Below are 21,569 nucleotides of genomic sequence, written 5' to 3' on the forward strand. Positions count from 1 at the left end.
CACCTTGAGAAGCTCGGTTTTACCAATGATACCCAAAACGACGTCCAGTGAGATGTATCGCCAGATAGAGACCCCTGAGTCGGTCGCACAAAGACGTAATTCCGCGCTGCGCCGGCCCATTTTCACCCCACTTCGCAACGACGAGCGCCAGCGAGGAGTCCGTAGTGGGTGTGAGATGGCGAGCAGATTCGAACCCTGCAAGACGCAGCGCGAACGAAGTGAGCGACCGTCTTGCTCTGGTTCGTAATCTGCGCCGGCCCACTTTTCCCGCACACGTTTTGTATTCGCGAGACGGCAGTACGCCGCTTATGGCGCTGGCAGAACGTACTGGTGGCACTTACAACAGGACTGCTTGAGCCAACCCGAGAAACACGAAAAAGCCCAGCACGTCGGTTGCCGTGGTGATGAAGATCGTCGCGGACGTGGCCGGATCGAATCCGATCCGGTCGAGTATCAGCGGGGTTATGGCACCGAAAAACCCTGCAATGACGAGATTTGCCACCATCGAGATGCCAATAACCGCACCCAGCAAGAGACCGAACTCGCCGAATGAGAAGGCGATAGCGATCACGGCGACGAGCACACCGGTTATGAACCCGTTGGCGGCACCCGCAACGACCTCGTTGAAGATCACACGCTTGCCGGTGTTGAGGGACACCTCACCGAGTGAAATCCCGCGAACGGTAACCGCCATCGCCTGCGTCCCAGCGTTTCCACCCATTCCGGCAACGACCGGCATGTACGCCGCCAAAATGGCGACAGCGGCAATGGTTGATTCGAACAGTCCAACGACCGCCGCCGCCATAAACGCGGTTCCGAGGTTGAGAATCAACCACTTATACCGCCTTCGTATCTTCGATCCCGGGCCGTCGAGGACGCTCTCCTCTGCAGCGACACCAGTGAACTCGTAGAGCGTTTCGCCCCGCGCCTCTTCGAGCAACTGCAACAAGTCCCCGGCGTGAATCACCCCGAGAACGTCATCGTCCTCGTCGAGCACGGCGACGGCACGCTCACGGTTCCGTTTGAAAACCTCGATCACCTCTTCGTCATCGCGGTCGTACCGGATGTGCGGCGTCTCCTGTACGTAGTCGCTGATCGTCTCGGTTGCGTCGTCGGCTATCGATAGTATCGCACCGGGAAGTTCACCCTGTAACTCACCATCATCCGTGACGAAGATCGTCGGGACATGCCCCGTTCGCTCTTCGAAGCGACGAACGCGTTCGGTCACGTCGGAGAACCGTCGCGTTTCCTCGATGGTGACGTAATCGAGACTCATCAACCCAGCTGCGCTTTCAGGGTCAAACGAAAGCAGAAAGTCGATCTTCTCGCGGCGTTCACTATCGAGCGTAGTGAGAAGGGCGTCACGTGTCCCTTCGTCAGTGTATCTGAGAACCTCGGTCACTTCGTCCGGATCAAGGCGGTCAATAAACGTCTCCAGTTCTGATCGGCTCATGTCCGCAACGAGGTGCTCCTGTACGTCTTCCGGTAGTCCGAAGAATACGTCCCGCCACTTCGTTCGTGGCAGCGCAGTAAAGGGATCAGACGGCACAGAAGACATCGCAATCGTCTCCTGAATGTCCGTCGATTGCTGAGTCATACACGGGGCATATCCGTGAAGCACTAAATGAGGACCGGTTGCTTATCGTGAAAAGACGCTATCGGCAGTCGCTGCTCCAACGACGCTGAAAACGGAGCCAACGCTAATAGCTTCGACGTGATGAGTACCATCTCGAGGGTCGTATCAACGGAGCCGAGAACGTGTCTGGTGCATCAAAACAGGAAATGCTACGGTCGTAACTGAGCCGAAAGCGACAGTCATTAACGGGAGGGATCCGACCGGTATCTCGGCGATTCGCTGTTCAGCAGTGTGGTCCCCTTTCGTGTCCGCAGTATACGGTGCTGTATACGCAACTTCGAACACGATATCGATAGTAGCGATCCCTTGTAGGAGACTCACGTTCGGTTTTGATGACTGCTGAGGTTCGACTAGTGTCCGAATGTGATGATCGGATCTGTCGCATACGAACGCATTTAACTACCGTTCAGGCACTCTCAAGAGAACGAACGATCTGTCACTCCTACGTTCATGTTGGCATCCACAAGGCATACAGTATTGCGACCAGCCCAGACACTTGACTCAGTTGAGAGGTCATGATGACGGCTGTAATGGGGATAGTCGGAAAGATCCAATACAGGAGAAATATACAGAACGGAACGGCAAGCACGAGCACGAATCCGAGGGCGATGAAAAACATCGGCCGACTGTTGTTCCGTTGAAAGCCGCGGTAGGCCTGGTACGCGATGAACACGCCGATAATCACGCTCAGGATCTGGGTTGCTTGTTGGAACACGATCACCCAGTCCGGTGGCATCGCCGGTTCCCAGAGTTGTAAGATCGGAAGATCCATCTCACATCCCCTCGATTAACCTGGTGAACCGGTCGGCGGGATCTTCGCGACGATCCACTTGCAGCTCCAACCGTCCGTCCTGTAGCTCTACTGTGAGCCGTTCGAGATTCGTCGCGTACATGGTTCGATGATGACCGTGTTCCGGATCCAGTTGCGTCTGCTCGACAAGTAAATCGCACTCTCGAAGGTTTTCTAACCGCCGATAGATCGTCGGTTCAGAGACGTCACAGCGCTCGCTCAAGGTAGTTGCTGACATGGGTTCAGTACTGGTCTCAGTGAGGATATTGCGTGCTGTCGGGTCCTCCAGCACGGCTGCAATACGTTCGATATCGTCACCCTCACTCACGATACTGTAGTTTCACTCCTACACTTTTAAAGAGATTACCACCGCTACAGGAATTGAAGTCGTGCTTGACCGGTTATACAACGTCCTCCCATTACTCCAATCATGGCTACAAACACCCCTCACGCCGAGACGGGCCGGCTACGTCCGTCATCACTCGGAGGAGCTGCACTCGTTATTGGAAGCATCGCGTTGAGCGTTACGTCGTATGGACCGCTCGGCAGTACCGTTCGAGTTCGATGGACGTTCGGCACCTACCAACACTACGGGCCGGAGTATATCTCGACGCTCCCCGTGCTTGTCGCGTTCCCAGTACTCGTAGCGGTCCTGTACGTCTGCGCTCAATGGGTCCTGGAGTACGTCCGACGAAGTAATGAAATCGAACGCTTCGACGAGTTCCGAACCGTCTACGACATCGTCGTGCTGTTGACTCTTGGACTGGTCGTAACGAGCCAACTCGTCATCGTCGTCCTCAACCTGTGATCCCAATGGGTCGAGCTACCTCAGCATCCGAGCCGATCGACACGCGCAACCTCACAGAGTTTCTGGTCATACTGACCACGCTTGTTCTGGGGTTCAGTAGTTTCACGCATCTCGCAGACAGACACATCGTCGCTGCCGGGCCGCTCTATATGTTTACGCCCGCGATTGCCGGGTTGATCGTGTGTCTACACAACGGACTCTCGCTTACGAGTGTCGGCCTCCGCATCGGTCGCCAGCGATGGCTCGTGCTCGCTGCAGTCTTGCCACTCCCAGTCGTTGGGGCAATTACTGCGCTTTCACTCGGCGTTCCAGGCGTGACGTTCGACACCTCGCTCGACCTTCCAGCACACTTTGGCCTCCCATCTGGACCGTTCTGGACGCTCGTCGCGTTGGGCGGTATGGTTGGTGTCGGGGCAACAGTCAACGGTATCCTTGCGTTTGGTGAAGAGTTCGGCTGGCGAGGATATTTGCTGTGGGAACTCGCCCCACTGGGCTTTTGGAAAGCGTCCCTCGTAATCGGAACCGTGTGGGGAATTTGGCACGCCCCGCTCATCATCGCCGGGCACAACTATCCGTCGTTTCCTGTTAGTGGCGTCTTCGCGTTTACGATCACCTGTATCGCCATGGCACCATTGTTCACCTATCTCGTTGTCCGATCCCAGTCCGTGCTTCCAGCGGCGATCTTCCACGGCGTGTTCAACGCAGTCGGTCTCGTCGGGTATGCTAGCACGGACAATCCAGTACTCAGGCAATTGGTCGCCAGCGAAGGCGGGATCATCGGGATCTCCGTGCTCACGCTCATCGCACTGGGGATCGCAATCACAGGAACGCCTCGTCTAACCCGCGACTTCGCCACCACCACAACGGGCACACAAGATCTTCAGTTATCAGTTCCCAACTCGCCGACCGACACGCAGTCGGACACCGAACACTGACAACGCGGTCTCAAGATCAGGGGAATGGCAGTTTCTGGGAAAGCAATTCGTCAGGATCTCTACATCCGTTTGGATTTTTAAATGTGAGGTGTTCTCTCGGTGTAGATGCTGAGAGGGTCGATGCTCCCAGAACCGATGGTTCCTCACGTGGGAGAGTCCCATTGCCGAAAACGGTTCAATATGTAGAAAGAATTATTCTGCCGCCGAGATAACGGGAGTGCCAGAGGAGAACAGTGTAAGAAGGTTGTGAACGAGCACTGATGGCGTATATGTAAGGAGCGAACACAATGGACCGATCTTTCATCCGACGTCACCAGATCCCCGCGTTTCTCATCGGTACGTTCGCGTGGTCGTGGAGTGTCTGGTTGATCGGTGATACGCTCGGATACGGCGACTCACGGTGGCTTCTCGCCCCTGTGGCGTGGGGCCCGCTCATCGCTGGAGCAGTCGTTACGAGTGCCGCTGGCTACGCCGTCAGTGGGTGGATCCGGCAGATCGTTCCGAAGCGCGGCGTCGGACTCCACTGGTACGGTGTTGCGTTCGCCGCTCCGTTTGTCCTCATCCAGACTCCGGAAGTGATCGCCTGGATGTTCGGCGTGGAGGTGTCGCTCATCGACCCGCCGGCGGTCGTCATTGATTTCCTATTCGTCCTGTTTCTTGCGGGTGCGCTTGAAGAACCAGGCTGGCGAGGATTCATGCAACCACGTCTGCAGGAACGATGGTCAGCACTCACCGCGGCGCTCGCAATTGGGATCATCTGGGCGCTGTGGCACGTTCCATTAGTGATCGGCGGCGGTGCCGGATATCAGGGCAGTGAATGGGTCGGGTTCTTCGTATTCCTCCCACTGTTTTCGATAGTGATGGCATGGGTCTACAACAGTACTCGCGGCGGGGTACTGTTCGTGATGCTCTTTCACGCGACGATTAACGCGATGCCGATATTCGAAGCCGCTGAACCCGTCGCGGGTGGATTGAGTCAGCTCATCGCCCTGATCGGCGTTCCGCTTGGTATTCTGCTCTATTACGGGCGAACGTATCTCGCTGCGGATCGACCTGATCCGACGATTCCCGGACGACCGGCGATGTGAACGTCATTCAGAGCCGCCAGTTGCCATCTTGCACAACGGACGTGGTGAAACTCGCAATCGGTGGATCTCGGTAGTACGGTCGCCGTGACTTCGGATTCGTTTCGGCACGTGGCGTCGGCCCCGACCGATCGGCGCTACTCCCCGCCGATCCCGTCGACCCCGCCGATCCACCGATTCCCGTCATCACTGCGAACTGGTCGGGGTCGAACCTGGAGAACGAGATCTGGGGAAGGAGAACCCGAATCGACTTACCGGATGGCCGCGAGTGTCGTCCATGGCACGGATCCTGGTTGCGGGGGAAACGCTGATCGATTTCATCCCGGACGAACGTGGTCCGCTACACGCCGTCGAGACGTTTCACCGTCGTGCCGGCGGTGCCCCGGCCAACGTCGCCGTCGGACTCGCGAGACTCGACGTGCTGCCGCTGTTCTGGACGCGCGTCGGCGACGACCCGTTCGGCGACCACCTGGTCGAGACGCTCACCGACGAGGGAATCGCTGCCGACCTCCTCGAGCGCGACCCCGACGCGACGACGAGCCTGGTGTTCGTGAGCCTCGATCCCGACGCCGAACGGTCGTTCAGTTTCCATCGGGACGGCACCGCGGACACCCGGTTGCAGCCCGGATCGATATCCGACGAATCGCTCTCGGCGGTCGGCTGGGTACACACCGGCGGCGTCACGCTCGCGGACGAGCCGAGCCGGGAGGCGACGTTCGATCTGATGGCACGGGCGAGCGACGACGCCGTCGTCTCGTTCGATCCGAACGCCCGTCCGGAACTGTTCGACGAGTTCGACTTCGGGGACTCCTGTCTGCGGGCGTTCGCGGCCGCGGACGTCGTGAAAGCGACCGCCGAGGACCTGATCGCCGCGGACATGGTCGACGAGGACGCAGACGACGAGGACGCCCCGACGTTGGCTCGGACCGTCTGTGCGGCAGGGCCCCACACCGCTCTCGTCACGCGAGGTGCGGACGGGTCGCTCGCACGAGCGGAGCCGAGCGCGCCCTGGAACCCGACCGATGAACCGATCGTGGTCGAACACGGCGGGTACGCCGTCGACCACGTCGACACCACCGGCGCGGGGGACGCGTTCACCGCAGGAGCGATCGCCGCGCTGTCCGCCGGAGAGAGTCTCGCCGACGCGCTGGCGTTCTCGAACGCCGTGGCGGCGCTGGCGACGACGGCAAAGGGCGCGATGACGGCGCTCCCGACTCGATCCGAGGCGACTGCACTTCGGGAGTGAACGGGCCTCGCCGACGTCCGACGGCCCCCCGGCAGATCACACGACGCGGTTCGCGTGTCCTTCGCCCCGCGACTGCCGACGGAGGCTCTCCGCGACGATATCCGCGACACGGTCGGCGTACTCGTGGTGAGCGGCCGCGGCGTGCGGCGTGACGATGACCTCCTCGTGACCCCACAGCGGCGACGACTCCGGGAGCGGCTCCGTCTCGAAGGTGTCGACCGCGGCACCCGCGATCGTTCCAGACGCCACCGCCTCGGTGAGTGCGGTCTCATCGACGATCGCGCCGCGGGCGACGTTCAGCAGATAGGCGTCCGAGCGCATCGACTCCAGCTCCGCAGCGCCGATCAGTCCCTTGGTCTCGGGCGTAAGGGGGAGCGCAAGTGCGACGAACCGAGCGTCTGCGATGGCGTCGACGAGGGCCTCGCGGCCATACACCTCGTTCACGTTCGCGACCGGGGTCGGGGTGCGTCTGACGCCGACGACGTCCATCCCCAGCCCGTCGGCGCGGGCGGCGATCCCTCGACCGAGCACGCCGAGACCGACGATACAGAGTCGCTCGCCGCGTAGCGAGAACGGTTCGTCGAAGGAGGGCCACCGCCACTCGCGGTCGCGCTGCTGGTCACGGTACACGTGGAGCCGACGGGCGAACGACAGCATGTATCCCGCGATCGTGTCGCCGATCGCGTCGCCGTGGATCCCCGTGGAGTTCGTGAGCGCGACGCCGGCCGACTCGAGGTCGTCGAACGGGAAGCGATCGACGCCGGTCTGGATCGAGTGGATCCAGTCGATACCGGCGTCGAGAAACGCCTCGTCGTACGCGAACGTCACGATCGCGTCGACGCCCTGGAGCGCCGCCGCGTCGTCGTCGGGAACGACGCGCACCGTCGTTCCGGTCTCGGTCGCGTCGCCCGCGATGGCGTCGACGAACGCGTCCGGGGGAAACACGGCTTCGACCGACTCGTGAACGCCGAGTGTGAGAGACATACACGGGGATGAGTGTCGACCGTACTTAAGAGAAACCGACGCGGTCCGTCCTGCCGTGAGAGCGGATCGCCGTGGCTCCCCCGAACGGCGGTCGCGCCGGAGCTATCGAATGAACTCGACGGCCGCGCCCTGGCCGAAGCCGACACAGAGCGTCGCAAGCCCGCGATCGACATCGCGCTTCTCCATCTCGTGGAGGAGGGTGACCGGCAGGCGAGCGCCGGACGCGCCGAGCGGGTGGCCGATCGCGATCGCGCCGCCGTTGACGTTGTAGACGTCCTCGTCGACGCCCAGCTCGCGGCGGGCGTACTCACACTGGGAGGCGAACGCCTCGTTGAGCTCGACCAGATCGTAGTCGTCGATCGACGTGCCGGCACGGTCGAGTAGCCCGCGAGTCGCGGGGACCGGGCCGATCCCCATCACGGTCGGGTCGACGCCGGCGACCGCGTTCGTTCCCACCTCCGCGAGCACGTCGAGCCCGTGGTCCTCGGCGAACGCCCGGCTCGTCACGAGCGTGATCGCGGCCCCGTCGGAGATCTGCGAGGCGTTGCCGGGAGTGACCGTCCCGTCCCCGGTGAACGCCGGGGAGAGCTCCGCGAGCTTCTCGACGGTCGTGTCGGGGCGGATCCCCTCGTCGGTCTCGACGAGCCCGCCGTCCGTCTCCACGGGAACGATTTCGTCGTCGAACCGGCCGGAGTCGGTCGCCTCCGCGGCGCGCTGGTGGCTCCGGGCCGCGTACTCGTCTTGGGCCTCGCGGCTCACACCGTACTCCTCGGCGACCTTCTCCGCGGTCATCCCCATCTGGAGCTGAAAGACGTTGTACCGCTCGGAGAGCTCGGGGTGGAGGTGCTGGTAGGAGTCGCCGTCCATCGGGACGCGAGTCATGCTCTCGACGCCCCCCGCGAGGATGCAGTCGCGGTTGCCCGCGGCGATGGCGTCGGCCGCGGAGATCACCGCCTGCATCGAGGAGGCACACCAGCGGTTGATCGTCGTCGCCGGCGTCGACTCGCCGAGCTCCGAGAGGAGCGCGATCACGCGGGCGACGTTGTTGTCCTGCTCGTTGCGCTGCTGGGCGACGCCCCACATGAGGTCGTCGACGTGGTCGCTGGTCAGTCCCGTCTCCGCGAGCGTGTGGTCGATGAGGCGCGTCGAGAGGTCCTCGCTGCGCACGTTCTCGTAGACGCCCCCGTCTCGTCCCTGTGGGGTTCGATACGCGGCCGCGATCACGGGCGTCGTCTCCTCGGTCATACCCGAGTACAGTCACGTCACACCCTTAAAGGGGAGTGGAACCAAAGTAAATCTATTATAGATTTATAGTTTATCAGCTCCGACGAAGATGCTCCGCTAGGAGGTCGTCAGTCGGGGCGATGGAGCGGTCGTCGCTCTGGGGTCCGGGTTGGTCATCGACCGACAGACGAAAGGTCGACCGACACGAACCTGCGCGCATGAGTACCGAGGAGGACGGCGTCGTGTCTCCGAGCGACGTCGGCGGCGAGGGGCCACCGATCGAGGAGAAGCCGTATAAGATAGTGTTCGAGGCCAACAAGTGCTTCGGGGCGGGAAAGTGCGCGGAGGTCGCCGACACGTGGGAGATGGACATCACGACGGGGATGGCGAAGCCGAACACGTACTACATCGGGGAAGAGCGGCTCGCCGAGAACGTCCGCGCCGCCGAGGCGTGTCCGGCGAAGAAGGACCGGGGGATCATCCACGTCGTCGATCGGCGAACTGACGAGGAGATCGCGCCGGACCCGCACGGCGACGGCACCCTCTCTGTCGACTGGTAGTCCGGACGGATATCCGAAAGGGGTTTGACCGCGCCCCGAAAAGCGGGAGGTGCGCGGGGGTGGCTGAGCCTGGCCAAAAGCGGCGGACTTAAGATCCGCTCCTGTAGAGGTTCGAGGGTTCGAATCCCTTCCCCCGCATTCCGCGGCGCTCACACGACGTGAGCGGCGCGGATCGGACCGTAGGGATTCGAATCAGGGAACGGTGTCGTGCGGAGTGACCGTGGTTCGAATCCCTTCCCCCGCATATCGCGGCGCTCACATAACGTGAGCGCCGCGGATCGGACGGTGTCGATCCCGGAAGCGAGCGGAGGGCAAACGCGAAGTCCCCGGGGAACCACGATCGACGTATGAGGACCGGAGCCATCGTCGCGGGGGGGCGTTCGACGCGGTTCGGCGACACCGACAAATCCGTCGCACCGCTGGCAGGGGTTCCGATGGTACGTCGAGTCGCGAACCGGCTGGCGGGCGACGACGACCCGATCCCGCCGGGTGCCGACCGTGCGTCCGGCGGCGATCCGGTCGTCGACGAACTGGTCGTCAACTGTCGGCCCGACCAGCGAGCGGCGATCGCGACCGCGCTCGACGACGCCAGGCTCCCGATCCGGTGGTCGCTCGACGACGAGACGGATCAGGGTCCGATGGCGGGGATCCGAAACGCCTGTCGCGCCGCTCGAGGCGAGTACGCGTTCGTCGTCGCCTGCGACATGCCGTTCGTCGATCCGGCGTTCGTGTCCCACCTGTTCGCCGAGGCCACGGGTCACGACGCCGCCGTCCCGCAACTGGCGGATCGCTGGTACCAGACGACGCAAGCGGTTTATAACGCGGACGCGATGGGGGACGCCTGCGATCGGGCGCTCGCTCGAGGCGACCGCAAGATCCTCGATCCGCTCTCCGAGCTCGAGTACGCCGTCGTCGGCGACGACGCCATCCGCGAACGCACGACAGAGCGAACCTTCGCGAACGTCAACACACGCGAGGAACTGGATGACACGGAGGCGTTCATCCGGAGCGCGCTCTCGCCGACGTGATTCGCGTCGCGTCTTCCAGGGCTACACCTCGTTCGACCCGGCGTCGACGGTGTCGAGCGCCTCGACGACCGCCCTCGCGAGCGCCTCGAACTCGGCGTCGTCCGGGACGACGTCGACGTCGATCCCGTGTGCCGCGGCGGTCGCCGCGGTCGGCGCACCGATCGCGCCGACGACCGCGTCGTTCAAGCCGGCGATCGCCTCCGCCCGGAGTCCGCGCTCCTCGGCCGCGTCGAGGAAGTGCTCGACGGTCAGCGAGGAGGTGAACGCCGCCGCAGCCAGATCGCCGGCTGCGGCCAGTTCCGCGGACTCCCCGGCCCCGTCCGGTCGTGTCAGGCGGTACAGGACCGTCTCGACGACCTCCGCTCCCGCGTCACGGAGCCCGTCGAGGAGGACGTCGCTGCCGTGGTCCGACCGGGCAACCTCGACGCGAACGCCGTCGACCTCCTCCCGTAACCGCTCCACGAGCCCCGTCGAGGTGTACTCGTCCGGAACGATATCGACGGGCCACCCGGCTTCGCGGGCGGCGGCGGCGGTCGCCGGCCCGATCGCGACGAGCGTCGACGCGCTCGGCTCCCAGCCGGCTGCCGCGGCGAGTTCGACGCCGGTCTTGCTCGTGAGGACGACGTACTCCGCGCCCTCGGGAGTCGCATCGGTCGGGTCGACGGCGAGCATCGGATCGGGGACCGGGTCCGCTCCGAGCGCCGAGAGGAGATCGACGGCGTCGTCGATCCGCTCGTCGTCGGGTCGAAAGACGGCGACTCGGGGGGCGTCGTTCGCGGAGCCGTGTCTCGGGGCGACGGGAGCCGACCCCGCGTTCTCCAGAAACGCGACGACGCGGTCACGGGTGCCCGCCACGTCACCGATGACGGTGATCGCCGGCGGCTCGATCCCCTCGTCGTCGCGGACGTCAACGATCGTCGAGAGCGTCCCCGTCGCGACGCGCATGTCGGGCCACGTCGCGCGCTCGACGAGCGCCACCGGTGTCTCCGGGTCCATGCCCGACCGGCGGAGCTCGGCGGTGTACTCCGGCAGCTTGCCGACGCCCATCAGGACGACGATGGTGCCGCCCGTCGCCGCGAGCGCCTCCCACTCCACCGCGGACTCCGCCTTCGTCGGGTCCTCGTGACCGGTGACGAACGAGACGGACGAGGCGTGGTCGCGGTGGGTGACGGGGATTCCGGCGACCGCCGGGCCCGCGATCGCGGAGGTGACGCCGGGGACGACCTCGAACGGGATCCCGGCCTCCGCGAGGTGCTCGGCCTCCTCGCCGCCCCGGCCGAAGACGAACGGATCGCCGCCCTTGAGCCGGACGACGGTTTTGCCCTCGCTCGCGAGTTCGACCAGCCGCCGGTTGGTGTACTCCTGGGGCGTCCAGTCCCCGCCGGCCCGCTTGCCGACGTCCTCGCGTTTCGCCTCCGGGATCTCGCCGAGGATCTCCGGACCGGGGAGCTTGTCGTGGAGGACGACGTCGGCGGTTTCGAGCAGGCGTGCGGCTTTGACCGTCAGCAGGTCCGGATCGCCCGGACCGGAGCCGACGAGGTACACCGTCCCGACGTCGCCGTCGCGGGTTCTCGTCGGGGGTGCCTCGGTCGCTCCGGATGCGTCGTCAGTCATTCGTCCCCCGTCGCTTCCCCGTCGGTCGCTTCGTCCCCCGTCGCTTCCCCGTCGGACCCCGCTTCGTCCCCCGTCGCTTCCCCGTCGGACCCCGCTTCCTCGCGGGCCCGATCGATCAGCTCCGCCGCACCGCGCTCTGCCAGGTCCGACGCGAACTCTTCGGCCGCGGTCGCGTACGACCCGATCGGGAGGTCTCGGGTGTCGGCGACCTCCTCCGTCCCGTCCGTCGAGAGGACGCGGACGCGGGTGTGGACGTATCCGCCCTGAACGAGCGCGGAGACGCCGATCGGCGCGATACAGCCGCCGTTGAGCTCGGCCAACACCGTCCGTTCCACGGTCGTCGCGACCCGGGTCCGCGAGTGGTCGATCGCCGATCGGACCGTCTCGACGACGTCCGGATCCGCGGCCGTCACCGCGATCGCTCCCTGTCCCGCGGCGGGGACGAACTCGTCGCGCGGGAGCCGAGTCGTCGGGACCTCGTAGTACAGTCCCGACCGGCGAAGCCCGGCCTCCGCGAGCACAAGGGCGTCGTACTCGACGTCGACGCGCCGTTCCATCGCCGAGCGTTCGAGGTCCGAGAGGTCGTCGAACCACTCCTCGACGGTGCGGTCGAACTCCTCGTCGGCCTCGGCGTCCTCGTCGATATCGGTGCTCTCGCCGAGTTCGTCGACCTCGCCGGAGGCGATCAGGCGACGCTCGTGTTCCGCCTGCAGCCCCGGCGCGAGGAGCTTCTCGATTCGGGTGTCGACGTTGCCGCGGATCGGCTCGACGGCGAGATCGGGTCGGGCTGCTTTGATCTGGGCGGTCCGACGGAGCGATCCGGTCCCGACGATCGACCCCGGCGGGAGGTCCGCGACTCCGAGCCCGTTCGGGTGGACGAGCACGTCGCCCGACGGGGCGCGTTCCGGGATCCCGGCGACGACGAGGTCGTCCATCCCCTCCGTCGGGACGTCCTTCAGCGAGTGGACCGCGAGGTCGGCGTCGCCCGAGAGGATCTCCTCGTCGAGCGCGCGGACGAACGCGCCGGTTCGTCCGAGCCGGTGGATCAGTTCGTCGGAGATCTGGTCGCCGCGGGTCTCGACGCGCCGGATGTCGACGTCGCGTCGACGGGTCGTTAACGCGTCGCGGACGGTCCCGGCCTGTCGGATCGCTAGGTCCGACCCGCGGGTCGCGAGCGTGAGCGTCTGGGTCATGCGTGAACGCAGGCTCCCCGCCTTCAAAAGGACACCAGTTCCGTCGTCACGCTGTCCGGACGCGATGGGGTGGGAGGGGCGTCCGGAGCCGGACGATCCGACACCGCCTAAAAGCGCAACGACGAAACCCCTGCGCGCGCAACGGTCGACCATGTACGAGGCGGTTCACGCGTATCCCGACGGCGACGCCACGGTCGCTCGCCACGCCCGGACGGCGGCCCGCCACGGCTACGACGGGATCGTTGTGCGGACGCGAGAAGCGCTCGACGTGAGCGATGCAGCCGGTTCGAGTGAGGCGGTCGACGATCGCGACGGGGCGGCCGCACCGAGCGGCGGGTCGATCGGTGCGCTCCGCGAGGAATACGGGATCGACGTCGTCGACGCGGTGGAGATCGACGCGGACGATCCCGGACGCGCGGGCGGCGCGGTCGGTACCCACCGATCGGACCACACGATCGTCTGTGTCGGCGGCGGCGACGATCGCCTGAACAGGTACGCGGTCGAGGAGCCGCGCGTCGACGTACTCGTCCGTCCCGCCGGCGCGCGAGGGGGCTTCAACCACGTGCTCGCGAAGGCGGCCCGCGACAACGACGTCCACGTCGAGTTCGACTTCGGTCCCGTCCTCCGGTCGACCGGTGGGCAGCGCGTTCGGGCGCTCGCCGGCCTTCGGAAGCTCCGGGAGATCGTGACGTACTACGACGCGCCACACGTCGTGAGCGCGAACGCGGCGTCGCATCTCGAGCTCCGAGCGCCGCGCGAGGTCGTCGCCGTCGCCGAGACCGCCGGCTTCGACGCCGACTGGATCCGGGAGGGCCTCGCGGCGTGGGGTGAGATCGCCGCTCGAAACCGGGACCGACGCTCCGAGGCCTTCATAGAGCCGGGGGTTCGACGTGGGAGGTATGAAGAGACCCGTCGATGAACACGCCGAGCGGTTCTCCGCGAAAGCGGCCGAGTACGACGACGCCAAGAGCGACGAATACCGCGCCTGCGCGGACCTCGTGATCGAGTACGCCGCCCCCGAGTCCGACGACGTCGTGCTCGATCTCGGGACCGGAACCGGTGCGATCGCGCTGGCGCTCGCGCCCGACGCCGCCCGCGTCATCGGTCGCGACATCAGCGAGGGGATGATGGACGAGGCCCGCCGGAAGGCGACCGAGCGGGGGATCGAGAACGTCGAGTTCGCGTACGGGGAGTTCCGTGAGCCGAACGTCGGTCCGGGGACGAGGATCGACGTCGTCGTCTCGAACTTCGCGCTCCATCACCTCGCGGACGACGAGAAGCGAGCGGCGATCCGCGCCATGGCCGAGACGGGCGCACGGCGGATCGTGTTGGGTGACGTCGCGTTCTTCGAGGAGCCCGACCCGTCGGAGCCGTTCTACGATCCCGACGTCGACGACCCGGCGACCGTCGGAACCCTCGTCGAGGCGTTCACCGACGTCGGCTTCGCGGTCGTCGTCGCCGAGCGCGTTCACGACCAGGTGGCCGTGCTCGTCGCCGAGCGGATCGGATCGGGCGACGAGGTTCCGGGGGCGGAGTGATCGACCGATGAGCCGCCACGGTCGGGAGCGGGCGACATGAAACACCTCCCGAAACACCTCCGGCCGCGGTGGCGCTACCTCGCGGTCGGGATCGAGGCGTGGCCCGACGCCGACCTCACTCGCCGCGGGTTTCAGCGAGCGGTCTGGTACGCCGCCGGGAACCTGATCGGCGACACGGGAAGCGCGGACGCGGACCTGAAGCTGCTCACGTTCCGATTCGCCGACGGCGAGGGCGAGGCCGTCGTTCGGGTGCGACACGGCCACGTCGACGAGGCGCGTGCGGCGATCGCCTGTGTGAGCGGGGTCGACGGCGACCCAGTCGGGATCCACGTTCGTGGAATATCCGGGACGGTGCGTGCCTGTGAGGAAAGATATATGGGTCGTGCGGGCGGAAATTACGAACAGCGAGACGTCGCGTTCGGTGACGCCGAGTCGACCGCCGTCGTGCGCGGAGACGCGTACGACGTGCGGACCGAGGCGGGGCTCGTCGGCGCGGCGGCGTTCGACATCGAGTGATATCATGCAGGGCCAATCCCAACAACAGGCGTACGACCGCGGCATCACCATCTTCTCTCCCGACGGTCGACTGTATCAGGTCGAGTACGCGCGGGAGGCAGTGAAACGCGGGACGGCGAGCGTCGGGGTCCGTGCCGCCGACGGCGTCGTCCTCGCGGCCGACAAGCGCGCCCGTTCCCCACTGATGGAGCCGGAGAGCGTCGAGAAACTGCACAAGGCCGACGACCACGTCGGCGTCGCGAGCGCGGGCCACGTCGCGGACGCGCGACAGCTCATCGATTTCGCGCGCCGACAGGCGCAGGTGAACCGCCTGCGCTACGGCGAGGCGATCGGAATCGAGACGCTGACGAAGAACATCACCGACCACATCCAGCAGTACACCCAGGTCGGCGGCGCGCGTCCGTTCGGCGTCGCGCTCATCGTCGGCGGCATCGAGAACGGCCAGCCGCGCCTGTTCGAGACGGACCCGTCCGGAACCCCGTACGAGTGGAAGGCGCTGTCGATCGGCTCCGACCGGAGCGATCTCCGTGACTACCTTGAGGAGGAGTACGACGCGGGGCTCTCGACGGAGGAGGCGGTAGGACTCGCGCTCGACGCGCTCGGACAGACGAACGACGAGGAGCTGACGCCCGAGGGCGTCGGCGTCGCGACGATCACCGTCGACGACGAGACGTTCACGGAGCCCTCGAACGAGGAGCTCGAAGCGATCCTCGACGATCGCGACCTGCTCGCGAGCGAGGACGACGACGAGGGCGACGAGGGCGATGAGGGCGACGCAGACGACGACGGCACCGCCGAGTAGCCGATCGCGGCTCTTTATATATCAGGTCCACGGGAACGAACCCATGAGCGACCAGTCGGTCGACACCTACGAGGTACTGATCATCGGCGGCGGCGTAGCCGGGCTCACCGCGGGCGTGTACACGGGACGGGCAAGTCTCGACACGCTCGTCGTGAACGCGGGCGAACCGATCGTGAAGCGGAACGCACATCTGGAGAACGTCCCCGGGTTCCCGGCGGGCGTCAACCCGCGGCTGTTCCTCGACATGCTGCGGTCGCAGGCGACCCGGAGCGGCGTCGATCTGCGTGACGGACGGGTCACGCGGCTCGACCGTGCGGAGGGGACGACGGACGCGGCGGAGTCGGTCGAGGGCGGCGCGCGGTTCGTCGCGACCGTCGAGCGCGAGGGCGGCTCCGCCGCCGACGAGTCGGACGATGGCGACGCCGATGGATACCGCGTCGCTGCCGAACGCGTGATCGCGGCGTCGTGGGCGGACCCGGACTATCTCGACGCGTTGGACGTCGAGATCCGCGATGCGGGGTCGAAACGCTACGTCGACGACGACGGCCTCGGTCGGACGAACGTCGACGGGGTGTACGTCGCGGGGCGGCTCGCCGAACGGTACCACCAGACGGTGATCGCCGCCGGCAACGGCGCGGAGGTCGCGACGACGCTGATCCACGATTCGGAGGTCCCCTTCTACCACGACTGGGTCGCGCCCGAGGGCTACTTCACCGACCGCGACCGCGACGTGCCCCCCGGCTGTGAGGAGATCTCGGAGACGGAACGTCGCGCGAGAGAACGGGAGTCGATGGCCGCCATGCGCGAGTACTTCGCGGAGCCGCACGACGAGCGCCAGCGCACCCACCCGAGCCTCGTCGACGACGATCTCGGGCGGCTCCCCGACGACGAGTAACCCGCATACAAACGACTGACGCGGTCTTCAGTGCCGGAACAGGTGAACCGCCTCGCCGTCACGGACCAGACAGAACGGCGCACCGTCGTTGGCGGGGAACCGCGTTGTCGCCTTCCGCGTCGTGAACAGTCGCTCGAACGGCTCCTCGCAGGCGGGACACGGGACTCCCTTCCGGTTCTCCCAGAGGCTCGTCTCGCCCGTGTCCCGGAGCTGTTTCAGCGCGTGACGGTGATCGTGAACGTCGAAGCCGGTCATACGCGTGCTTCCCGTCGGCTCGGTTTATAACTCCGCGTCGCCGATTCGGGCTCGCGCCGTGGCGAGCGCTTCCGTCTCGCCGGTTCGGACGTACTCGCCGACGGCCGAGACGGCGGCGACGAGCGCGTCCGCGACCGCGGGGTCGACATCGCCCTGGAGCGCCTCGACGCGTTTGGTCCGGTCGCGGAGTCGTTCGAGCGTCTCTCGTGCGGGCGCGACGCGTCCGGCCGGATCCGGACCCTCGACCGTGACTGTCGGAGCCTCGGCACCGTCGCCGTCGGTGTGCTCGAAGCCGTCGAGTTCGTCGAGGAACGCGAGCAGGTCGTCGCGGTATTCCCCGACTGCGCGGGCCGCGGCCGCCCCGCGGGCGTCCCGGAGCGAGTCGGGGACCGCCGCGACCCCGGGACGGTCCCCGTCCTCGACGCCGGCGAGCAGCGCGAGCAGGTACTCGCGGTCGTCGTCCGTCGGCTCGACGAGCCGGTCGTACGCGTCGACGACCTCCAACAGCTCCCGTGCGGCGAGGTACGTCCGGTCCAACGGGAGGAGCTCGCCGCCCCGGATGAATCCGCGCGTACGGAGGAACCCCCGAAGCTCGCCTTTCAGGTCGTCGACGCCCTCCTCCGGAAGCGTTCCTCGCGCCTCGCCGAACCGGGACCGATACCGGCTCACGTCGAGCGTCGCGGGGGCGTCGGTGTGTGCCGTCCGCTCGTCGACACCGACGCTTCGGAGGCTCTCACACGACGGGCACGCGACGCTGCCCGTCTCGTAGTACGACCAGCGCGTCCCGCACTCCCGACACTCGCGCTCGCCACGGACCTTCATGCGGACGCGTTCGTCGCGTCCGCGCTAAAACGCTGTGGCTCCGAGCTCACGATGGCTCCGAGCTCACGAGATTCGGACGGTGGGACAGTTCCGCACGACGTGATGATATTTAAGCCATCCCGAAGAATCGGAGGTATGACCTGGCACGCCGTCGACGCGGTCGACGACGCGGTCGACGCGACCCGTCGGTTCCTGTTTCCCTTTGGTCTCGTCCGCTGGACGAAACTCGCCCTCCTCGTGCTGTGTATGGGAGTCGGGGTCAGCACGAACGTCTCGGTGCCGCCGGTCCCGGGCGTCGAAGCGACGACCCTCGGCTGGAGCGACCTCGTCGCGCTCGCGGCGGAGGTCGGGATCGGATCGGACTCGTTGACCGCGATCGGCGTCGCGATCACGGTGGCGTCGATCCTGCTGGCGATCCTCTCGCTCGGACTCCGCCTCGTCTTCTATGACGCGCTCCGGACGAACGAGGTCCGACTGTGGCGACCGTTTACGCGTCGGTTCAGGCAGGCCGTCGGCCTGTTCGTCTTCTCGGTCCTCCTCGGACTCCTGCTCGGCGGCCCGTTCGCGCTCGCTGCGCTGGCGAGCGAGCGCGGCCTCGTCGCGTTCGACGCGCTCTCCACCGGCGTGTTGGTGGCCGCGGTCGTGGCTGGGGTGTGTCTCGTCGTCGTCGGCCTCCTCGTCGCCCGACTCACCTTCGAGTTCGTCGTCCCCGTGATGGTGCTCCGTGATGCGGGACCCGTCGCCGCGTGGCAGCGGTTCCTGACCCCGCTTCGAGAGTCGTGGACGGAGTTCGTCGTCTACCTCGTGATCCACTTTTTCGTCGCCCTCGCCGTCTCCATCGCCGAGGGGGTGGTTCTGCTGTTCGTCGGCGGCATCGGCCTCGTGCTCGCCGCGCTCGCACTGCTCGTGGTCGCCGGCGTCCTCGGCGGGCTCGCCGCGCTTACCGGCACGACCACGGGCCTCGTCGCGGTGGCCGTCGTCGCGCTCCTCGCGTTCGTGGCGATCGTCGCTGTGCTGTTGCCGGTCCGCCTGCTCACCCGGACGTACCTGATCGCCTATGAGGTGTCGACGCTCGGGGGGATAGACCCCGATCTGGCGCTGCTCGCCGCCGAGATCGATCCGCGGTCGGAGACGCCGGGCAACCCGCCGTCGCAGACCTCGGGGGAGACGACGCCGGAGACGCCGGTGGAGACGACGCCGGAGACTTCGGAGGAGACGACGCACTCGGACGACGGAGACGGATCGACGGAGTGAACCACGCAATTCGACGTTCGTCGAAACAAAGGATCGACGGGACGAATAGCTTTTTACCCTGTTCGTGAAAGGCGTAACACATGGGACTAGACGACGACGCGCGGGAGTATCACCGGCAGGAACCGCCGGGGAAAATCGAGATATCGACGACGAAGCCGACGAACACCCAGCGAGACCTCTCGCTTGCGTACTCGCCGGGCGTCGCAGCCCCGTGCCTGGACATCGCCGCGGACCCGGAAGCGGCGTTCGAGTACACCGCTAAAGGGAACCTCGTCGCGGTCGTCTCCAACGGCACCGCGGTGCTCGGCCTCGGCGACATCGGTGCGCAGGCGTCGAAGCCGGTCATGGAGGGGAAAGGCGTCCTGTTCAAACGCTTCGCCGACATCGACGTGTTCGACATCGAACTCGACATCGATGACGTCGAGCCGTTCTGTGAGACGGTATCCGCGATGGAGCCGACGTTCGGCGGGATCAATCTGGAGGACATCAAGGCACCGGAGTGTTTCAAGATCGAGGAGCGACTCCGTGAGGAGATGGACATCCCCGTCTTCCACGACGACCAGCACGGCACCGCGATCATCTCCGGCGCGGCGCTGATCAACGCGGCCGACATCACCGACAAGGACCTCTCGGAACTGGAGATCGTGTTCTCCGGAGCCGGCGCGTCCGCGCTAGCGAGCGCGCGGTTTTACGTCGAACTCGGTGCGAAACGCGAGAACATCACGATGTGTGACTCCTCGGGGATCATCACCGAGGCGCGTGCGGACGCCGGCGAGGTCAACGAGTACAAACGCGAGTTCGCCCGCGACGTCGATGGCGGTGACCTCGCGGACGCGATGGCGGGTGCGGACGTGTTCGTCGGCCTCTCGGTCGGTGGCATCGTCTCCCAAGACATGGTTCGCTCGATGGCTGATAACCCGATCATCTTCGCGATGGCGAACCCCGACCCGGAGATCACCTACGAGGACGCCAAGGACGCCCGCGACGACACCGTGATCATGGCGACGGGGCGCTCCGACTACCCGAACATGGTGAACAACGTGTTGGGGTTCCCGTTCCTCTTCCGCGGCGCGCTCGACGTTCGAGCGACCGAGATCAACGAGGAGATGAAAGCCGCTGCTGCGGAGGCGCTCGCGGAACTCGCCCGCAAGGACGTCCCCGACGCCGTGGTGAAGGCGTACGGCGACGATCCGCTCCAGTACGGCCCCGACTACGTGATCCCGAAACCGCTCGACCCCCGCGTGCTCTTCGAGATCGCTCCGAAGGTCGCACAGGCAGCGATGGACTCCGGCTGTGCCAGAACGGACATCGAGGTCGAACGGTACCGCGAGCGGCTCGAAGCCCGTCTCGGCAAGTCCCGCGAGATGATGCGAGTCGTGTTGAACAAGGCGAAAAGTGACCCGAAACGCATCGCACTGGCGGAGGGCACCGACGAGAAGATGATTCGGGCCGCCTACCAGCTCTCCGAGCAGGGCATCGCGGAGCCGGTGTTGCTCGGTGACGAGACGTCGATCCGGCGCACCGCGGAACGGCTCGGGCTCTCCTTCTCGCCGGAGATCGTCGACCCGTCCGAGCGCGACGTCTCCGTGTACGGCGAACAGCTCCACGAGCTGCGGAAACGGAAGGGAGTCACGCGTCGAGAGGCCAATGAACTGGTCGAGCGGGACACGAACTACCTCGGAAGCGTGATGGTTCGAGCGGGTGACGCCGACGCGATGTTGACGGGGTTGACCCACCACTACCCGTCCGCGCTTCGCCCGCCCCTCGAGGTGATCGGCTCCGCCGAGGACACGGACACCGTCGCCGGCGTCTACATGCTGACGTTCAAGAATCGCGTCGTGTTCTGTGCCGACACGACGGTCAATCAGGATCCGGACGAGGAGACGCTCGCCGAGATCACCCGACACACCGCCGAGCTCGCTCGACGGTTCAACGTCGAGCCGCGCGCGGCGATGCTGTCGTACTCCAACTTCGGGAGCGTCGACAACGAAAGCACCCGCCAGTCGCGGGACGCCGTCGAGATCCTCCACGACGACCCCGAGATCGACTTCCCGGTCGACGGTGAGATGCAGGCCGACACCGCCGTCGTCGAGGAGATCCTCGAAGGGACGTACGACTTCGCCGAACTCGACGAGGCCGCGAACGTGCTCATCTTCCCGAACCTCGAATCCGGGAACATCGGCTACAAGCTGCTCCAGCGGCTCGGCGGTGCGGAAGCCATCGGTCCCATGCTGGTCGGGATGGACGAGCCGGTCCACGTGCTCCAGCGCGGCGACGAGGTGAAAGACATCGTCAACCTCGGCGGCGTCGCAGTCGTCGACGCACAAGAGTGACTCTCGGGGTCACAGACGAGTGACTCTCGGGGTCACAGACGGTCGAGCCGT

At 65.7% G+C, this 21,569-nt stretch carries 22 protein-coding genes, 1 tRNA gene and 1 pseudogene; 14 read left to right on the forward strand and 10 right to left on the reverse strand.

Features of this window, described 5'->3' with window-relative positions; translation table 11 throughout:
• Nucleotides 1-337 precede the first annotated feature (337 nt).
• From ACNSN7_RS09315 to ACNSN7_RS09325, 3 genes are all read right to left on the reverse strand, one after another.
• The gene (locus tag ACNSN7_RS09315; protein WP_418282006.1) at nucleotides 338-1,597 is read right to left on the reverse strand and encodes a magnesium transporter; all 1,260 of its coding nucleotides are present in this window, start codon (nucleotides 1,595-1,597) and stop codon (nucleotides 338-340) included.
• Between the two features lie 487 nt (nucleotides 1,598-2,084).
• On the reverse strand, nucleotides 2,085-2,408 hold the full coding sequence (locus ACNSN7_RS09320; protein WP_418282007.1) for a DUF7521 family protein: 324 nt from the start codon (nucleotides 2,406-2,408) through the stop codon (nucleotides 2,085-2,087).
• Nucleotide 2,409: 1 nt separating this feature from the next.
• Nucleotides 2,410-2,754, reverse strand: coding sequence for a helix-turn-helix domain-containing protein (locus ACNSN7_RS09325; protein ID WP_418282008.1), 345 nt, complete (start codon nucleotides 2,752-2,754; stop codon nucleotides 2,410-2,412).
• 102 nt (nucleotides 2,755-2,856) lie between these two features.
• On the opposite strand from ACNSN7_RS09325, the gene ACNSN7_RS09330 reads away from it, so the two are divergent.
• From ACNSN7_RS09330 to ACNSN7_RS09345, 4 genes are all read left to right on the forward strand, one after another.
• Complete coding sequence (locus ACNSN7_RS09330) at nucleotides 2,857-3,234, forward strand: hypothetical protein (RefSeq protein ID WP_418282009.1); 378 nt, start codon at nucleotides 2,857-2,859, stop codon at nucleotides 3,232-3,234.
• A gap of 5 nt (nucleotides 3,235-3,239) precedes the next feature.
• Nucleotides 3,240-4,169: a CPBP family intramembrane glutamic endopeptidase gene (locus tag ACNSN7_RS09335; protein ID WP_418282010.1), complete on the forward strand. Its 930-nt coding sequence runs from the start codon at nucleotides 3,240-3,242 to the stop codon at nucleotides 4,167-4,169.
• A gap of 365 nt (nucleotides 4,170-4,534) precedes the next feature.
• Entirely contained in the window at nucleotides 4,535-5,257 is a 723-nt protein-coding gene (locus tag ACNSN7_RS09340; RefSeq protein WP_418282011.1) for a CPBP family glutamic-type intramembrane protease, read from the forward strand.
• A gap of 274 nt (nucleotides 5,258-5,531) precedes the next feature.
• Nucleotides 5,532-6,500, forward strand: coding sequence for a carbohydrate kinase family protein (locus ACNSN7_RS09345; protein ID WP_418282012.1), 969 nt, complete (start codon nucleotides 5,532-5,534; stop codon nucleotides 6,498-6,500).
• A 36-nt stretch (nucleotides 6,501-6,536) separates the two neighbouring features.
• Here ACNSN7_RS09345 and ddh read toward each other — a convergent pair whose 3' ends face one another.
• Together ddh and ACNSN7_RS09355 are read right to left on the reverse strand one after the other, a co-directional pair.
• Nucleotides 6,537-7,484 carry a D-2-hydroxyacid dehydrogenase gene (gene ddh / locus ACNSN7_RS09350; RefSeq protein ID WP_418282013.1) on the reverse strand — a complete coding sequence of 316 codons (948 nt, stop codon included), beginning with the start codon at nucleotides 7,482-7,484 and terminating at the stop codon, nucleotides 6,537-6,539.
• 102 nt (nucleotides 7,485-7,586) lie between these two features.
• On the reverse strand, nucleotides 7,587-8,729 hold the full coding sequence (locus tag ACNSN7_RS09355; protein WP_418282014.1) for a thiolase family protein: 1,143 nt from the start codon (nucleotides 8,727-8,729) through the stop codon (nucleotides 7,587-7,589).
• Between the two features lie 197 nt (nucleotides 8,730-8,926).
• Here ACNSN7_RS09355 and ACNSN7_RS09360 point away from each other — a divergent pair, with 197 nt between their 5' ends.
• The 3 genes from ACNSN7_RS09360 (at nucleotide 8,927) to ACNSN7_RS09370 (ending at nucleotide 10,296) form a co-directional block, all read left to right on the forward strand.
• Complete coding sequence (locus tag ACNSN7_RS09360; protein WP_418282015.1) at nucleotides 8,927-9,268, forward strand: ferredoxin; 342 nt, start codon at nucleotides 8,927-8,929, stop codon at nucleotides 9,266-9,268.
• A gap of 53 nt (nucleotides 9,269-9,321) precedes the next feature.
• Nucleotides 9,322-9,406: transfer RNA gene (locus ACNSN7_RS09365), tRNA-Leu, on the forward strand.
• A 209-nt stretch (nucleotides 9,407-9,615) separates the two neighbouring features.
• Nucleotides 9,616-10,296, forward strand: a complete 681-nt coding sequence (locus ACNSN7_RS09370; protein WP_418282016.1) for a molybdenum cofactor guanylyltransferase — start codon at nucleotides 9,616-9,618, stop codon at nucleotides 10,294-10,296.
• Nucleotides 10,297-10,317: 21 nt separating this feature from the next.
• Here the strand turns inward: ACNSN7_RS09370 and ACNSN7_RS09375 are convergent, their stop codons facing one another.
• The 3 genes and pseudogenes from ACNSN7_RS09375 to hemC form a co-directional block, all read right to left on the reverse strand.
• Nucleotides 10,318-11,118, reverse strand: coding sequence for a uroporphyrinogen-III synthase (locus ACNSN7_RS09375; protein ID WP_418282105.1), 801 nt, complete (start codon nucleotides 11,116-11,118; stop codon nucleotides 10,318-10,320).
• Nucleotides 11,092-11,910: pseudogene (cobA, locus tag ACNSN7_RS09380) on the reverse strand (uroporphyrinogen-III C-methyltransferase); the annotation flags it as partial. The gene ACNSN7_RS09375 and the pseudogene cobA, both read right to left, overlap by 27 nt.
• Entirely contained in the window at nucleotides 11,907-13,103 is a 1,197-nt protein-coding gene (gene hemC / locus ACNSN7_RS09385) for a hydroxymethylbilane synthase (protein ID WP_418282017.1), read from the reverse strand. The pseudogene cobA and the gene hemC, both read right to left, overlap by 4 nt.
• Nucleotides 13,104-13,254: 151 nt before the next feature.
• Between hemC and ACNSN7_RS09390 the strand changes: the two genes are divergently transcribed.
• The 5 genes from ACNSN7_RS09390 to ACNSN7_RS09410 are packed head-to-tail and all read left to right on the forward strand — an operon-like array spanning nucleotide 13,255 to nucleotide 16,854.
• On the forward strand, nucleotides 13,255-14,022 hold the full coding sequence (locus ACNSN7_RS09390) for an RNase P subunit p30 family protein (protein ID WP_418282018.1): 768 nt from the start codon (nucleotides 13,255-13,257) through the stop codon (nucleotides 14,020-14,022).
• Nucleotides 14,003-14,641 carry a class I SAM-dependent methyltransferase gene (locus tag ACNSN7_RS09395; RefSeq protein WP_418282019.1) on the forward strand — a complete coding sequence of 213 codons (639 nt, stop codon included), beginning with the start codon at nucleotides 14,003-14,005 and terminating at the stop codon, nucleotides 14,639-14,641. The genes ACNSN7_RS09390 and ACNSN7_RS09395 overlap by 20 nt, the downstream gene beginning before the upstream one ends.
• A 36-nt stretch (nucleotides 14,642-14,677) precedes the next feature.
• Complete coding sequence (locus ACNSN7_RS09400; protein WP_418282020.1) at nucleotides 14,678-15,157, forward strand: Rpp14/Pop5 family protein; 480 nt, start codon at nucleotides 14,678-14,680, stop codon at nucleotides 15,155-15,157.
• 4 nt (nucleotides 15,158-15,161) lie between these two features.
• Nucleotides 15,162-15,959, forward strand: coding sequence for an archaeal proteasome endopeptidase complex subunit alpha (gene psmA, locus ACNSN7_RS09405; RefSeq protein ID WP_418282021.1), 798 nt, complete (start codon nucleotides 15,162-15,164; stop codon nucleotides 15,957-15,959).
• A 43-nt stretch (nucleotides 15,960-16,002) separates the two neighbouring features.
• On the forward strand, nucleotides 16,003-16,854 hold the full coding sequence (locus tag ACNSN7_RS09410; protein WP_418282022.1) for an NAD(P)/FAD-dependent oxidoreductase: 852 nt from the start codon (nucleotides 16,003-16,005) through the stop codon (nucleotides 16,852-16,854).
• Nucleotides 16,855-16,881: 27 nt separating this feature from the next.
• On the opposite strand, the gene ACNSN7_RS09415 is transcribed toward ACNSN7_RS09410, so the two are convergent.
• Both ACNSN7_RS09415 and ACNSN7_RS09420 read right to left on the reverse strand, forming a co-directional pair.
• Nucleotides 16,882-17,109 (reverse strand): DUF7385 family protein, encoded by a 228-nt coding sequence (locus ACNSN7_RS09415; RefSeq protein WP_418282023.1) that lies wholly within the window; start codon nucleotides 17,107-17,109, stop codon nucleotides 16,882-16,884.
• 24 nt (nucleotides 17,110-17,133) lie between these two features.
• Nucleotides 17,134-17,931, reverse strand: coding sequence for a DUF7117 family protein (locus tag ACNSN7_RS09420; protein ID WP_418282024.1), 798 nt, complete (start codon nucleotides 17,929-17,931; stop codon nucleotides 17,134-17,136).
• Between the two features lie 135 nt (nucleotides 17,932-18,066).
• Between ACNSN7_RS09420 and ACNSN7_RS09425 the strand changes: the two genes are divergently transcribed.
• The gene (locus ACNSN7_RS09425; RefSeq protein ID WP_418282025.1) at nucleotides 18,067-19,185 is read left to right on the forward strand and encodes a DUF7544 domain-containing protein; all 1,119 of its coding nucleotides are present in this window, start codon (nucleotides 18,067-18,069) and stop codon (nucleotides 19,183-19,185) included.
• Nucleotides 19,186-19,265: 80 nt separating this feature from the next.
• Nucleotides 19,266-21,518, forward strand: a complete 2,253-nt coding sequence (locus tag ACNSN7_RS09430) for an NADP-dependent malic enzyme (protein WP_418282026.1) — start codon at nucleotides 19,266-19,268, stop codon at nucleotides 21,516-21,518.
• Nucleotides 21,519-21,569: the final 51 nt, after the last annotated feature.

The organism is Halorubrum rarum, assembly GCF_048380895.1.
Taxonomy (GTDB): Archaea; Halobacteriota; Halobacteria; order Halobacteriales; family Haloferacaceae; genus Halorubrum.

What these genes read in the sequence shown, in the direction of transcription:
- ACNSN7_RS09395 (WP_418282019.1), top strand. Translation starts at nt 14,003, where the DNA reads ATGAAGAGACCCGTCGATGAACACGCCGAGCGGTTCTCCGCGAAAGCG.
- ACNSN7_RS09370 (WP_418282016.1), top strand. Translation starts at nt 9,616, where the DNA reads ATGAGGACCGGAGCCATCGTCGCGGGGGGGCGTTCGACGCGGTTCGGC.
- ACNSN7_RS09360 (WP_418282015.1), top strand. Translation starts at nt 8,927, where the DNA reads ATGAGTACCGAGGAGGACGGCGTCGTGTCTCCGAGCGACGTCGGCGGC.
- ACNSN7_RS09335 (WP_418282010.1), top strand. Translation starts at nt 3,240, where the DNA reads ATGGGTCGAGCTACCTCAGCATCCGAGCCGATCGACACGCGCAACCTC.
- ACNSN7_RS09355 (WP_418282014.1), bottom strand. Translation starts at nt 8,729, where the DNA reads ATGACCGAGGAGACGACGCCCGTGATCGCGGCCGCGTATCGAACCCCA.
- ACNSN7_RS09330 (WP_418282009.1), top strand. Translation starts at nt 2,857, where the DNA reads ATGGCTACAAACACCCCTCACGCCGAGACGGGCCGGCTACGTCCGTCA.
- ACNSN7_RS09410 (WP_418282022.1), top strand. Translation starts at nt 16,003, where the DNA reads ATGAGCGACCAGTCGGTCGACACCTACGAGGTACTGATCATCGGCGGC.
- hemC (WP_418282017.1), bottom strand. Translation starts at nt 13,103, where the DNA reads ATGACCCAGACGCTCACGCTCGCGACCCGCGGGTCGGACCTAGCGATC.
- psmA (WP_418282021.1), top strand. Translation starts at nt 15,162, where the DNA reads ATGCAGGGCCAATCCCAACAACAGGCGTACGACCGCGGCATCACCATC.
- ACNSN7_RS09400 (WP_418282020.1), top strand. Translation starts at nt 14,678, where the DNA reads ATGAAACACCTCCCGAAACACCTCCGGCCGCGGTGGCGCTACCTCGCG.
- ACNSN7_RS09425 (WP_418282025.1), top strand. Translation starts at nt 18,067, where the DNA reads ATGACCTGGCACGCCGTCGACGCGGTCGACGACGCGGTCGACGCGACC.
- ACNSN7_RS09320 (WP_418282007.1), bottom strand. Translation starts at nt 2,408, where the DNA reads ATGGATCTTCCGATCTTACAACTCTGGGAACCGGCGATGCCACCGGAC.
- ACNSN7_RS09420 (WP_418282024.1), bottom strand. Translation starts at nt 17,931, where the DNA reads ATGAAGGTCCGTGGCGAGCGCGAGTGTCGGGAGTGCGGGACGCGCTGG.
- ACNSN7_RS09390 (WP_418282018.1), top strand. Translation starts at nt 13,255, where the DNA reads ATGTACGAGGCGGTTCACGCGTATCCCGACGGCGACGCCACGGTCGCT.
- ddh (WP_418282013.1), bottom strand. Translation starts at nt 7,484, where the DNA reads ATGTCTCTCACACTCGGCGTTCACGAGTCGGTCGAAGCCGTGTTTCCC.
- ACNSN7_RS09430 (WP_418282026.1), top strand. Translation starts at nt 19,266, where the DNA reads ATGGGACTAGACGACGACGCGCGGGAGTATCACCGGCAGGAACCGCCG.
- ACNSN7_RS09345 (WP_418282012.1), top strand. Translation starts at nt 5,532, where the DNA reads ATGGCACGGATCCTGGTTGCGGGGGAAACGCTGATCGATTTCATCCCG.
- ACNSN7_RS09415 (WP_418282023.1), bottom strand. Translation starts at nt 17,109, where the DNA reads ATGACCGGCTTCGACGTTCACGATCACCGTCACGCGCTGAAACAGCTC.
- ACNSN7_RS09315 (WP_418282006.1), bottom strand. Translation starts at nt 1,597, where the DNA reads ATGACTCAGCAATCGACGGACATTCAGGAGACGATTGCGATGTCTTCT.